11 protein-coding genes are annotated in these 12522 nt (G+C 44.5%); all 11 read left to right on the forward strand.

Going from position 1 to position 12522, the window contains the following annotated elements:
• The first annotated feature begins 16 nt into the window (after positions 1 to 16).
• Positions 17 to 475 carry an NUDIX domain-containing protein gene (locus tag JJ941_RS04765; protein WP_290962519.1) on the forward strand — a complete coding sequence of 153 codons (459 nt, stop codon included), beginning with the start codon at positions 17 to 19 and terminating at the stop codon, positions 473 to 475.
• The gene (locus JJ941_RS04770; RefSeq protein ID WP_290962520.1) at positions 454 to 1692 is read left to right on the forward strand and encodes a hypothetical protein; all 1239 of its coding nucleotides are present in this window, start codon (positions 454 to 456) and stop codon (positions 1690 to 1692) included. Before JJ941_RS04765 ends, JJ941_RS04770 begins: the two co-directional genes overlap by 22 nt.
• A gap of 7 nt (positions 1693 to 1699) precedes the next feature.
• Positions 1700 to 2917, forward strand: a complete 1218-nt coding sequence (locus JJ941_RS04775; protein WP_290962521.1) for an acetate kinase — start codon at positions 1700 to 1702, stop codon at positions 2915 to 2917.
• Complete coding sequence (locus JJ941_RS04780) at positions 2908 to 4641, forward strand: SH3 domain-containing protein (RefSeq protein WP_290962522.1); 1734 nt, start codon at positions 2908 to 2910, stop codon at positions 4639 to 4641. The genes JJ941_RS04775 and JJ941_RS04780 overlap by 10 nt, the downstream gene beginning before the upstream one ends.
• Positions 4641 to 5504, forward strand: coding sequence for a hypothetical protein (locus JJ941_RS04785; protein ID WP_290962523.1), 864 nt, complete (start codon positions 4641 to 4643; stop codon positions 5502 to 5504). Before JJ941_RS04780 ends, JJ941_RS04785 begins: the two co-directional genes overlap by 1 nt.
• Positions 5504 to 6457: a phosphate acetyltransferase gene (gene pta / locus JJ941_RS04790; RefSeq protein ID WP_290962524.1), complete on the forward strand. Its 954-nt coding sequence runs from the start codon at positions 5504 to 5506 to the stop codon at positions 6455 to 6457. Before JJ941_RS04785 ends, pta begins: the two co-directional genes overlap by 1 nt.
• A gap of 420 nt (positions 6458 to 6877) precedes the next feature.
• On the forward strand, positions 6878 to 8320 hold the full coding sequence (sufB, locus tag JJ941_RS04795) for a Fe-S cluster assembly protein SufB (RefSeq protein ID WP_290962525.1): 1443 nt from the start codon (positions 6878 to 6880) through the stop codon (positions 8318 to 8320).
• A gap of 125 nt (positions 8321 to 8445) precedes the next feature.
• The gene (sufC, locus tag JJ941_RS04800; protein ID WP_255135606.1) at positions 8446 to 9270 is read left to right on the forward strand and encodes a Fe-S cluster assembly ATPase SufC; all 825 of its coding nucleotides are present in this window, start codon (positions 8446 to 8448) and stop codon (positions 9268 to 9270) included.
• Positions 9270 to 10607 carry a Fe-S cluster assembly protein SufD gene (gene sufD / locus JJ941_RS04805; RefSeq protein WP_290962526.1) on the forward strand — a complete coding sequence of 446 codons (1338 nt, stop codon included), beginning with the start codon at positions 9270 to 9272 and terminating at the stop codon, positions 10605 to 10607. Before sufC ends, sufD begins: the two co-directional genes overlap by 1 nt.
• A gap of 84 nt (positions 10608 to 10691) precedes the next feature.
• Positions 10692 to 11942 (forward strand): cysteine desulfurase, encoded by a 1251-nt coding sequence (locus tag JJ941_RS04810; protein ID WP_290962527.1) that lies wholly within the window; start codon positions 10692 to 10694, stop codon positions 11940 to 11942.
• A gap of 18 nt (positions 11943 to 11960) precedes the next feature.
• A complete protein-coding gene (locus JJ941_RS04815; protein WP_255135609.1) occupies positions 11961 to 12512 on the forward strand; it encodes a NifU family protein in 552 nt (183 codons plus the stop codon).
• The last annotated feature ends 10 nt before the right edge of the window (positions 12513 to 12522 follow it).

Here is a 12522-nt window from a genome sequence, read left to right on the forward strand (position 1 = left end):
TTTCACCCACCTTCCCATGAAAAAGCTCATTGATGTGTATCCGTATAAGATAAAGGGAGGGCAACCTCTTTTCCTGATCTTTAAGCGGTCTTCCGAAAAAATCTACGGAAATCAATGGCGCATGGTAGGCGGTAAGGTGAAAGAGGGGGAAACAAGCTGGGAGGGAGCCCTTCGCGAACTCAAGGAAGAGACCGGGCTTTCTCCGGTGAAATTCTGGACCATACCTTCAGTAAACCAGTTTTATGAGGCTAAATCAGATTCTGTACATGCCATACCGGCTTTTGCAGCTGAGCTGAGTGGAAACAAAGAAATTAAGCTTGATGACGAACATTCTGAATATAAATGGGTTAGTATTGAAGGTGTGGAGCCTTACATAAGCTGGCCGGAACAGCGCAGACTCATGAAGATGATGCACGACATTTTAACTGATCAATTCCTTCAAATACTTCCAGAGTGGATAATAGATATTTCTTAATCACCCTTCTTTTTGTTTTGATTCCCGGAGTGCTTTTTGCTCAGAACGACAAGTATAAGCTGGAATTTGCTCCTGATCTCTGGTATAACAGCGTAGATGGTATTCGCGTTGGTGCGCGTGTGTTGGGGGATATGGAAGGCACTTTTCAGGATGGACCTCACCGACTGGATGCCGGAATGTGGCTGGGAACCAATTTCCCCGATCAGCCGGTGTCGTACTATGTGTCATTCACCGAGCCTGTTCCTGCGCTTTCAGAATTTGGGGAAGAATTTAATGTACAGCTGATCAGCAGCATCAGAACCGGATACAACCGTCATGGAGTGGCCCTTAATAAGCGCTTTCAGAAAGGGTTTGATGAACTGCGGCATCAGGAAATCAGGGTAAGTGTGTTCCAGGAAAAAGCTGCCGAAAATGCCTACAGGCTTAATGCATTTCAGGAAACCGACTGGAAAACGCTGGCCGGAATTGAATTTCGAACCAGCGGATTTACAAGTCTTGGTGCGCTTAAGACGTATCTTTCTTTTCAGCAGAATGTGAATCCGGCTTCCGGAAATTTTTCATTGGGAAGTGCTGAAGTAAAGCACCAAACTGAATTAGGGAAAGGGTTCGGTTTAAATCTCAGGGCATTTGGAGCCTTGGTCAGTTCCGATGCTCCCTTTGAATATAATTACAGTATGGCTAACAGAGCGCCCATATCCTGGTTGAATAATGGGGTAACAAGGGCCAGTGGTACAATCCCGGATCTATTTTTTGAAAATGGGCTTGTTCAGATAGCAGGTGGATTTAATCTCAGAGGATACAGTAAAGCATCTTTTACCAGCTCTGGTGGAAATAAAGATTATACCATTAGTTATTTAGGGACTTTGGATAAAGGTTTCTCAGTGAATACAGAACTGATTTTCCCGAATTACCTGAACTCTTTGTTAGACCGCTCTATTCTTGGAGATTTTGTTCACCTTAAATCCTACTTATTCCAGGATGTGGGAAGAGTAAGTGGAATCAGAATTGAAGATGATATCTCTCTCGACTTTGAACAAACCGTTGCTGATGCCGGAATTGGACTCCAGTTTTCAATTAATATTCCGGATTGGCTAGGCAAAGACCGGGGATTCGCCATCAGATATGAGGTTCCACTATGGCTATCAGATCCTGGAAACGGAGAAGAATCCTTTAAATTTCGTAATTTGATCGGCATCGGAGCAGTAATTTCACTTTAACTCATTTATGAAGACCCTTGTAATAAACTGCGGCAGCTCATCCATAAAGTATCAGCTCATTAACACAGAGAATAAAGAATGTCTTTGTAAGGGGTTGGTAGAACGAATTGGTGCCGTTACCTCCATTATCAAGCAAGAGTTCAAGGACGAAAAGCCGCTCAAAAAATCCATGGTGATTGAGAACCATGCGGCTGCGCTCAAGAAGATTATGGAACTGTTGATTGAAGCAGATAACGATTACCTGCAATCGCTTGATGAAATTGAGGCTGTAGGCCACAGGGTTGTGCACGGAGGAGAAACGTTCAAGGATTCTGTGCTTATTGATGAAGACGTGGAAGAGGCCATCCAACAGGCTTTTGACATCGCTCCATTGCACAATCCTCCAAACCTGGAAGGGATTCGTGCTGCCAAGAAACACCTGCCAAATGTGCCGCATGTTGCTGTGTTTGATACGGCTTTTCATCACTCTATACCGCAGCACGCTTATCTATATGGAATCCCAAACCGGCTATACCGGCGGTATAAGATCAGGAAGTACGGCTTTCACGGAACCTCTCACTATTATGTGAGCCGTCAGTATCACAAAATTTCAGGTAAACCAAAGAAGGGTTCTAAAGTTATTACCTGTCATTTGGGAAATGGGTGCTCGGTCACAGCCATAAAAGACGGAAATTCATATGACACGAGCATGGGATTCTCACCGCTTGAAGGGCTGGTAATGGGAACCCGAAGCGGAGACATCGATCCCTCTATCTTGTTCTACCTCATAGAGAAAGAGGAATTATCTCTTGCAAATGTTCACGCATTGCTAAATAAACATAGTGGACTTTTAGGGCTCAGCGGATATGCAGCCGACATGCGGGATTTACTGGATGAGGCTGAAAGCGGTGACCGAAGAAGTAACGAAGCCATTGATGTATTTTGTTATCGGGTTAAAAAATATATCGGTTCGTATATTGCGGCACTGAATGGGGTGGATGCCATTATTTTTACCGGGGGAATTGGTGAGAATGCAGCCCCGATTCGAGAAAAAATATTGGACGATATGCAGTATGCCGGCATCGAAATTGACGGTGAAAAGAATGGAAATCTGAATGGTGATACCAAGATCAGTTCGGATACTTCCAAGGTTGATGTTCACGTTATTCCAACAAACGAAGAACTTGTGATAGCCATAGACTCGGCTAAAATTGCCACGGCTTCAAAACAAACTCCATGGGCATAAATAAACCTTTTATTCTTTTTATAGCCTTGATTTCAGCGTTGCTGTTTCAGGGTTGTTCCAGTACCAGCTGGGTAGTGGTAGATGATCAGGCTTTGGATATAAATGATTATGAGTTGATCTCGTCCCGGTACTACCTGGAAAGCACCAACGGGATCACCCCAAACCAGCCGCTCATTCATTTTGACCTGAAATCGATTAACACCTATGAGTATGCGGAAAGGGTTAAAACGGAGCGCTACATTCAGCGGTACAGGCCAAGGATTGGATATGTTTTGTTGGGTGCTGCCGGAGCCGGGCTTTCGTATTATGCAGCTTTTTCTGACCAACTGCTGGATCGACCAACCGATGAACAGCGGTACGCCCTTATGGGAGCCGGGACGTTACTAACCGGCTTGTCTTTTTTGAATATGAAACCGGTTGGTGAACCGACAAAGACAGGGGAGGGCCGGCTTTTACGACAAACCGGAACTGCTACTGAAATTGATACCACCAATGCCCGACCCTACAACACCGACAATCCGGGCATGCGAATATCGTACAATAACCGGGTGTTGGTTGAGAATGTAGAATGGGATTTTAACGGTGGTCGGATTTCCATAAATCTTGCCGAAGAAATAGATGCCGGGATATTTGGGGAAAACCCTGCCCACAACCTTGTAGTTGAGGCCTTTTATGATTCTCTTTCTCAAAGAAAAGAAGTCCCTGTTCCGTCTGTATTTGAACAGTTTGTGGTGGTGGATGTTCAGATAACCGCCCTCAGAAATGAACCGGAATCGAATCCGGGAAATATTTTGACCGACCTTGCCGAAGGCAGTCAGCTTAAACTGGTATCTGAAGAAGGAGATTGGTACAAAGTGTTGTATGGTATTTCCGAGACCTGGGTATCTGCCAACGATGTACGCATGATTTGGCGTCCTTCTGAATTCGCATCCGATCTTTCGGTGATAGCCATCCCTAATGTTCCTTTTGGTTCAGTTGATGTGGAGCGGAACATTCCGGTATTGGGGAGAAGCTCTCTCAACTCCGGGGCTTTTATATTATCCAATAACCAGTACGAGGGGGAGCTGTCGGAACGTATCTATGGACAGCGTGATACCAAGTTGATGGAAGAGTATTTCATACAGGGATTTGGGGTTCGCAGTACCCGGGTAATAAAAGCTATGAACGCCACCAGTGATCTTATGGTCGAAAGAGCCTATTCCCGGCTGGCAGCCACCCTGAGTGATAGCCGCCACAACCTAAATGTATATATAAATGGATATGCTGAAATCAGGGACGGACTGGTCTATCTTTTGGGAAGTGAATTAAATGATGACGGTGAATTTCAGCTGATAGATCTTCAAAAACTGTTTCGGGCATTTAATAATCTGGATCTGAATTCTATAAAGGTTTTTGCCGACCTGGATATTCTTAACGATGACGGTTCAACACAGGCTCTTGAAGACCTGGCTTCCATCATAACAGAGCGTAATTTTGCATCCGCAGTATTTTTTGCATCCCGCCCCGATCAGCGTTCCGGTATTTTTTCTTCTACCAATGGAGAACAAAACCGCCACAGTATATTTACCTACTACCTGGCTGAGGCAATTAAGCAGCGAAATATGTCGATGAATGCCATTTATGGACATCTTGAGCGGAATGTGCCTTTTACCTCACGAAGCTTGTACGAGCGGCCTCAGAATCCATTGTTTTTTGGGAACAGAGAGCTTGAGCTTCTGAACTGATGGGACTTGTTTACATCTTTCTGAGTATTTCCTGTTCGCTGACTATTGCTCAGATCCTTAAGCTTGCGGAAAACAGAAAACTGAATGTGCTCAAAATCCTGGTGTGTAATTACCTTGCGGGATTTCTGATTAGCCTGTTCAACTCTGCTGAATTTGAAGTATTCCCTGAAGTTTCACCGGAACCGGGCATCTGGCTTGTTATCCTGGCCGTAGTTCTGGGTATTGTTTTTATCGCCAACATGGTGGTTTACAGTCGCTCTATTGACCGGGTAGGAATGGGAGTCAGTATCGCTGCCATGCGGATGTCGCTTATATTCCCGATCGCCGTTAGCCTTTTCGTTTTTGGGGAAGCCATTGGAGGACTAAAGTATTTCGGTATTGTTCTGGCCTTGGGTTCTTTGTTGTTGATGGTGCCTCGTATCAAAACAAAAAGTATCTCCGGTTTTTCTGATGCCTGGCTTCCGGTTCTGATTTTTATCATGACCGGAATGGCCGATACCGGACTGAAAGTGTATGAACAAGTGTTTTCAGAACAGATATCAGAAGACCTTTTTGTATCAGGAATCTTCTTTTTTTCCTTTTTGGTGGGGTTGGGAATCCTTTTAAAAAGAAAAGAGATTCACTTTACCTTCACAGAAATCGTGTATGGTATTGCAACAGGTGTTGTAAATCTCTATTCATCCATCTTTTTGATTTACGCATTAAAACTGATGCCGGGATCTATTGTGTTCCCGTTGGTGAATGTAAGCCTGGTTGTTCTGGGAACCTTGATAGGCATCGGAATCTGGAAGGATAAACCCTCCGTTAAACAGTGGTCAGGTTTGGCCATAGCGGTAATTTCAATCATTTTATTAGTAGGATAATGGACATAATCGAAGACATACGCAGTCGATCTGAATCATCATTGAGAACAATCGTTTTCCCCCGTTCTTCGGACCAGCGAGTCATAAAAGCGGCGGAATACCTGCAGAAAAATAAACTCGCAAAACCGATTCTGATTCAAAACGAGGGAGCCGGGATTCTGGAAAGCCTTAATTTCATAGATCCTGTTTCGGATGAAAATCTAAAAAAATATGCCCGAGCGTTTTATGAACGAAGAAAGCATAAAGGCATAACGGAAGCAGAAGCTATTGATGTGATCAAGGATCCGCTGTTTTTTGCTGCGGCCATGGTTGCGGCCGGTGATGCGGATGGATGCGTTGCCGGTTCGGTATCCACAACGGGAGATGTATTGCGGGCAGCTATACAAACCATAGGTCTCAAGCCGGGCTCCAACGTGGTATCCAGTGTTTTCTTGATGAGCTTTGATGATGGAAGGGTGTTTACCTACGGAGATTGTGCCGTAGTCCCTTATCCGAATGCGGAACAGTTGGCCACTATTGCAATGGATTCGGCTCAAACTCACAAAAAAGTAACCGGTCACGATCCGCGGGTGTCCATGCTTTCCTTTTCAACAAAGGGCAGTGCCCAGCATGAGCGCATTGACCTGGTTCGGGAAGCTCTGGAAATCGTGAAGTCTCACAATCTCGATTTTCCCATAGATGGTGAACTGCAATTTGACGCTTCCATCATCCCAGAAATCGCCAAACGTAAAGCTCCCGACTCTGAAGTAGCCGGAAAAGCGAATGTGTTCATCTTCCCAAACCTGGATGCCGGGAATATTTCCTATAAAATCACCGAACGATTGGCCGGGGCCACCGCTACAGGTCCCATCATTCAGGGACTGGCAAAACCCATGATGGATTTATCGAGAGGTTGCTCCTGGGAAGATATCGTAAACACCGCTTGTGTTTGCTCTTTGATGGGCAGTAATTAATCGAGGCACTATTTTTGAACCTTGATTTAAAGGATGGTTGGATTACCTTGATTAGAAACTAACCGAGTCATCCTATTCGTAAGAAAGTAGAAGCAGGTTTAGGATGCTTACCGCGAAGGATCTTAGTCAGAAAATGCTTGGTAATCATTTCATGGCAAAGATTCATCGCTACGCTCTGAATGACTTTGGTGGAGACAGATTATTCACTACCACAAATACCAATCCCTGGCTCGCAATTACTTACCGTTTCAAACCTATTCATTCAATAGAGATTCTCAATCATTTCAGATTTAGTTAAGAAAGGGAGATTTCGTATATTTGTACTCAATCTAAATAGGCCTGCAAAACAGCGAACTTAAACTTGAGAAAGGTTGTTTTTCAGGCGGAATCAAGAAGCAAAATTTTAAGACCAAATAACTAATGAGCGAAACGCAAGCGTTAGAGTCAATGATTGGGGAAGAGTACAAATATGGCTTTTCCACCGATGTTGAATACGAAGATTTTCCAAAGGGACTTAACGAAGATATCATCCGCGAACTATCTGCTCGAAAAGAAGAGCCGGAGTGGATGCTTGAGTTCCGTTTGAAGGCTTATCGGGCGTGGACTGAAATGGAAGAGCCGGATTGGTTCAATGCAACCTATGAAAAGCCTGATTTTGAGAATATCCAGTATTACTCAGCTCCCAAAAATAAACCCAAACTCGACAGCCTGGATGATGTAGATCCAAAAATTCGTGAGACTTACGAAAAATTGGGAATACCGCTGGAAGAACAGAAACAACTGGCAGGTGTAGCCGTTGACGCTGTGTTTGACAGTGTTTCCGTTTTCACCAGTTTCAAAGAAAAATTAGCCGAAGCCGGTGTAATTTTCTGCTCTATTTCAGAAGCCATCAAAGAATATCCTGAGTTGGTCAAAAAATACATGGCTTCTGTAGTGCCAATTCGAGATAATTTTTATTCAGCATTGAACTCAGCGGTATTTTCAGATGGATCTTTCTGCTATGTGCCGAAAGACACCGTGTGCCCAATGGAGCTTTCTACTTACTTTCGGATTAATAATATGAATTCCGGACAGTTCGAAAGAACCCTGATTATTTGTGAAGACAATAGTCATGTGAGTTATCTCGAAGGCTGTACAGCCCCTATGTTTGATGAGCATCAGCTACACGCAGCGGTTGTTGAATTGGTGGCGATGGAAAACGCTGAAATCAAGTATTCCACTATTCAAAACTGGTATGCCGGAGATGAAGATGGAAAAGGCGGTATTTATAATTTTGTGACTAAGCGAGGAGCTTGCCGCGGTGACAACTCCAAGATCAGCTGGACTCAGCTTGAAACAGGTTCTGCAGTAACCCTTAAATATCCAAGTGTAATTTTACAGGGCGATAACTCCATCGGTGAGTTTTACTCGGTTGCTGTGACTAACAAGCGTCAGCAGGCTGATACCGGTACCAAAATGATTCATATTGGGAAAAACACCAAGAGTACAATTATTTCGAAAGGTATTTCTGCCGGACATTCACAAAACAGCTATCGTGGGGAAGTTAAAATCTCCAAGAAAGCAGATGGTGCGCGTAATTATTCAGTGTGTGACTCGATGTTGATCGGGCAGACATGCGGTGCGCATACATTCCCTTATATCTCTTCTCAGAATCCTACTGCAAGTGTGGAGCACGAAGCTTCAACTTCACGGGTAGGGGAAGAGCAGATTTTCTACCTGATGCAACGAGGCATTAGTGAGCAGGATGCCATTTCCATGATTATTAATGGATTTGTGAAAGAGGTACTGAAAGAACTGCCGCTTGAATTTGCTACCGAAGCAAACGCTTTGTTAGATGTTAAATTGGAAGGAAGTGTAGGGTAAAACCAGTCGGCCTGGCTACGCACGCTCTGCGTTGTAGCGTTTGGCGACGACGCAGAGCGCCATCACCAGTGGCGAAGTCATTCAGAGCGATAGCGATGAATCTTCACAAGTCCGGCATGATAAGGATGATCAAAACGACAAAGAACTTAAATCAAAAAAAAGAAAAGAACGATAACGTGTTAGAGATTAAAAATTTACATGCCTCAGTAGAAGGCGAAGAAGAACAGATTCTGAAGGGTGTGAACCTGAAGATCAATAAAGGTGAAATCCATGCCATTATGGGACCGAACGGCAGCGGGAAGAGTACGCTGGCCAAAGTTGTTTCAGGTCACCCGGAGTATGAAGTAACCGAAGGCGAAATCCTTTTTGAAGGAGAAGACATCACCGAAATGGATGCCGATGAACGAGCTCACCTTGGGCTGTTTCTGGCATTTCAGTATCCGGTAGAAGTTCCCGGGATCACCAACAAAACCCTTCTTCGTGAATCCTACAACACGATAGCCCGCGAAAACGGCCGGGAAGAACTTGATCCGATTGAATTTGAGGATTACCTGAAAAGTCGCCTCGAAGTCATCGATATGAAAGATGAATTCCTCGAGCGAAGCATCAACACCGGATTTTCTGGTGGAGAGAAGAAGAAGAATGAGGTATTCCAGATGGCCGTGCTGAATCCAAAGCTGGCTTTTATGGACGAAACCGATTCAGGCCTTGACATTGATGCTCTTAAAATCGTGTCTGACGGCATCAACAAAATTGCCGGACCGGAAAACGGAATTGTATTGATTACTCATTACCAGCGTCTGCTGAATTACATCACCCCGGATTACGTCCATGTAATGATGGGTGGTAAAATCGTCAAATCAGGCGACAAGAATCTTGCTCTCGAACTTGAAGACCAAGGTTACGACTGGTTAGAAAAAGAATTTTCCCTAAATGGAGAGGCTCAGTAATGAGTGTAGCAGTAAAAGAAAAAGAAACCATTTTAGACTTTCTGGACGGCAATTTTGAAACGGTATCCAATGTTTCAGCCATTGCCGGATTGAATGAGAAAGGAGCAGGGAATATTTCTGAATTCCCATTTCCAACCAAAAAGGACGAAGACTGGCGATTCACGGATCTGAAATCAATCAGCCGAAGTCATTTTGTACCGGTTTCAGAAGCCGGAGCAGTTTCTCCGGGTGATATCAGTGAATACTACCTGCCGGAAGCCGCCAACAGCCGATTGGTTTTTGTGAATGGCGAATTTGATGGCGATTTGTCTTCAACTTCCGACATCCCTGAAAACGTAATTGTTGGCACACTGGCCGAAAACGGTGATTCTGACATCATTGAAAAACATTTGGGTGCATACACTAATTACGACGAAGATCAGGATGTATTTGCAGCACTGAACGACGCAAATTTCAAAGACGGTGCTTTCATTTACGTTCCTAAGGAAACGAAAGTAGAAGTTCCGATTCATATTCTGAATGTATTTACAGACGCTGAGAAAGCTTTTTATGCTACTCCACGCGTATTGTTTGTGGGAGAAGCTTATTCCAAATCAACGATTGTTGAAGAGCACGTGGCACTGGTTCAGAATGAATACCTGAACGTGACCGTGAATGAGTTTAAGCTGTTTGAAGGAGCGCATGTGCACCATGCACGCATTCAGCGCGACAGTAAGAAGGCGAATCATATTTCCCGCCCGATTGCTCACCTTGATAAATACGCTGAATATCACTCATACACTATTTGTTTGGGTGCAAAATTGTTCAGAAATGACCCACGTGTTGTTCAGAACGATGAAGAAGTCGATTTCACAATCGATGGCCTGGTGCTGATTGATGGCGAGCAAATTGCCGATACGCATTCAGCAATCGATCACAGACACTGGCATGCGAAAAGCCACCAGCTTCATAAAGTAGTAGTGAACGACAAAGCACATTCCATCTTTAACGGTAAGATTTTTGTTCGGGAAGATTCTCAGAAAATCGATTCTTTCCAGGAAAACCGAAACTTGCTGTTATCTGTTGATGGTACGGTTCACACCAAGCCACAGCTTGAGATTTTTTCAGATGACGTGCTCTGCTCTCACGGTGCAACCATTGGTCACCTGAATGAAGACGAGGTATTTTACCTCCACAGTCGCGGGCTTACTAAAAAGAAGGCACGCGAATTACTGGTTTACGCTTTCACTCTCGAAAGTATCGAGAATATGGAAGTGGAATCGGTGCATAAATTATTATTAGATGAAGTAGTCAAATTCACCAGCCGCGACGAGGAATTTGTTTCGGTAGGTGAGTAAGAATTACACACCTTGCTCTGATGCTCAGCATCGGAGCTTAATTGGTGCCGACGCAGAGCGTCGCCACCAGTAGATTATTTGTAAATGGAAGAAGCACTGAAACAAGATACCGCCACATTAACTACGGATTGGGAAGCCATCCGAAATCAATTTCCTGTGCTTAAGCGGGAAGTGAAGGGGAATCCTTTGGTGTATCTTGACAACGGTGCTTCCAGCCAGATGCCACAGCGTGTGATTGATCGCATCAACGATTATCATTCCAATGAACATGCAAATGTTCACCGCGGAATACACACCTTGAGTCAGGAGGGAACGGATGCTTTTGAAGCAGCCCGGACCAAAGTAAAAGATTTCATCAATGCCCGTCATCTGGAAGAAATCATTTACACCACCGGAACTACCGACTCCATCAATCTGGTAGCCAACAGCTATGGGCGAAAGCATTTCCGGGAAGGAGATGAAATCATCCTTTCCGCCATGGAGCATCACGCCAATATTGTACCCTGGCAAATGGTGGCAGAGGAAACGGGAGCCAAGATCAAAGTCATTCCGATGACTGACGAAGGCGAGTTGGTGATGGAAGAGTTTCATAAACTGCTTTCAGATCGAACCAAGATGGTTGGGGTTCTTCATGTTTCGAATGCATTGGGAACTGTTAACCCGGTAGAGGAGATTATTGAAGCGGCACACGCCAAAGATATTCCTGTTTTAATTGACGGAGCACAAGCTGTTCCTCATGCCGTAGTTGATGTTCAGAAACTGGACGTTGATTTCTATGCCTTTTCAGCGCATAAAATGTGCGGACCAACCGGATTTGGCATCTTTTACGGCAAAAAAGAACTGCTGGAAGATATGCCTCCATATCGTGGGGGTGGCGACATGATTGATAAGGTGACTTTTGAAAAAACCACCTGGAATGATCTGCCACATAAGTTTGAAGCCGGTACTCCGCCTATTGCTGCCGGAGTTGGTTTTGCTGAAACCATCGACTTCCTGAATGAAGTCGGGATGGAGAACATCGCGGCCCGTGAAAAGGAATTACTGGATTACGCCACAGCTGAACTGAGTAAGATAGATGGACTTAAAATCGTCGGTACAGCAAAGAATAAGGCGTCCGTGATTTCGTTTTTACTGGAGGGTATTCACCCAACCGATGCAGGTACCATTCTGGATCAAAAAGGCATTGCCGTACGAACCGGACATCATTGTGCACAGCCCATTATGGATCATTTTAACATTCCGGGCACTGCACGGGCATCTATTTCCTTCTACAATAATAAAGAGGATGTTGATCGCTTAGTGGAAGGAATCAAATACGTAAAAGAATTTTTCTAAAAACAAACGAGAATCGAGATGGCAAAAATTAAAGAAATAGAACGCACACCGAATCCTGATGCCATGCGCTTTGTATTGGCTGAACCGCTAACCAACGGCACCACCCGTTCGTTCGAGAACGCGGCTGAAGCTGAAGGCGATGAACTGGCCTCGGCACTGTTTGCAATCGATAATGTGATTAACGTGTATTATGTAGATAAGTACGTAACCGTTACGCAGGATGGAAAAGCGGTTTGGTCTGAATTGCTGCGAAAGCTTGCTCCTCCAATTCGGGAGGCCGAGCCAGACAATCATGAAGAAGATGATTCTGAAGTACACGTAAGTAAAGAGGCCCAGGAATCTGATGATCCACGCCTGCAGGAAATCAACCGCATGCTGGATGAGCAAGTTCGTCCTTATTTGCTGGCTGATGGTGGCGGACTCAAAGTATTGGGTCTGGAATCAAACCGACTAAAAGTACACTATCAGGGAGCTTGCGGAACCTGCCCAACAGCTACAACCGGAACGCTATATGCCATCGAAAGTATGGTGAAGCGTATTGATCCGGAAATTCAAGTTGTTTCAGTCTAAAGGAAAAAAG

This window comes from Gracilimonas sp., assembly GCF_017641085.1.
Taxonomy (GTDB): domain Bacteria; phylum Bacteroidota; class Rhodothermia; order Balneolales; family Balneolaceae; genus Gracilimonas.

Bases quoted from the DNA above. Each gene is read 5' to 3' on its own strand.
- JJ941_RS04765 (WP_290962519.1), top strand. From the start codon at position 17: ATGAAAAAGCTCATTGATGTGTATCCGTATAAGATAAAGGGAGGGCAA.
- JJ941_RS04775 (WP_290962521.1), top strand. From the start codon at position 1,700: ATGAAGACCCTTGTAATAAACTGCGGCAGCTCATCCATAAAGTATCAG.
- JJ941_RS04780 (WP_290962522.1), top strand. From the start codon at position 2,908: ATGGGCATAAATAAACCTTTTATTCTTTTTATAGCCTTGATTTCAGCG.
- JJ941_RS04785 (WP_290962523.1), top strand. From the start codon at position 4,641: ATGGGACTTGTTTACATCTTTCTGAGTATTTCCTGTTCGCTGACTATT.
- pta (WP_290962524.1), top strand. From the start codon at position 5,504: ATGGACATAATCGAAGACATACGCAGTCGATCTGAATCATCATTGAGA.
- sufB (WP_290962525.1), top strand. From the start codon at position 6,878: ATGAGCGAAACGCAAGCGTTAGAGTCAATGATTGGGGAAGAGTACAAA.
- sufC (WP_255135606.1), top strand. From the start codon at position 8,446: ATGATCAAAACGACAAAGAACTTAAATCAAAAAAAAGAAAAGAACGAT.
- sufD (WP_290962526.1), top strand. From the start codon at position 9,270: ATGAGTGTAGCAGTAAAAGAAAAAGAAACCATTTTAGACTTTCTGGAC.
- JJ941_RS04810 (WP_290962527.1), top strand. From the start codon at position 10,692: ATGGAAGAAGCACTGAAACAAGATACCGCCACATTAACTACGGATTGG.
- JJ941_RS04815 (WP_255135609.1), top strand. From the start codon at position 11,961: ATGGCAAAAATTAAAGAAATAGAACGCACACCGAATCCTGATGCCATG.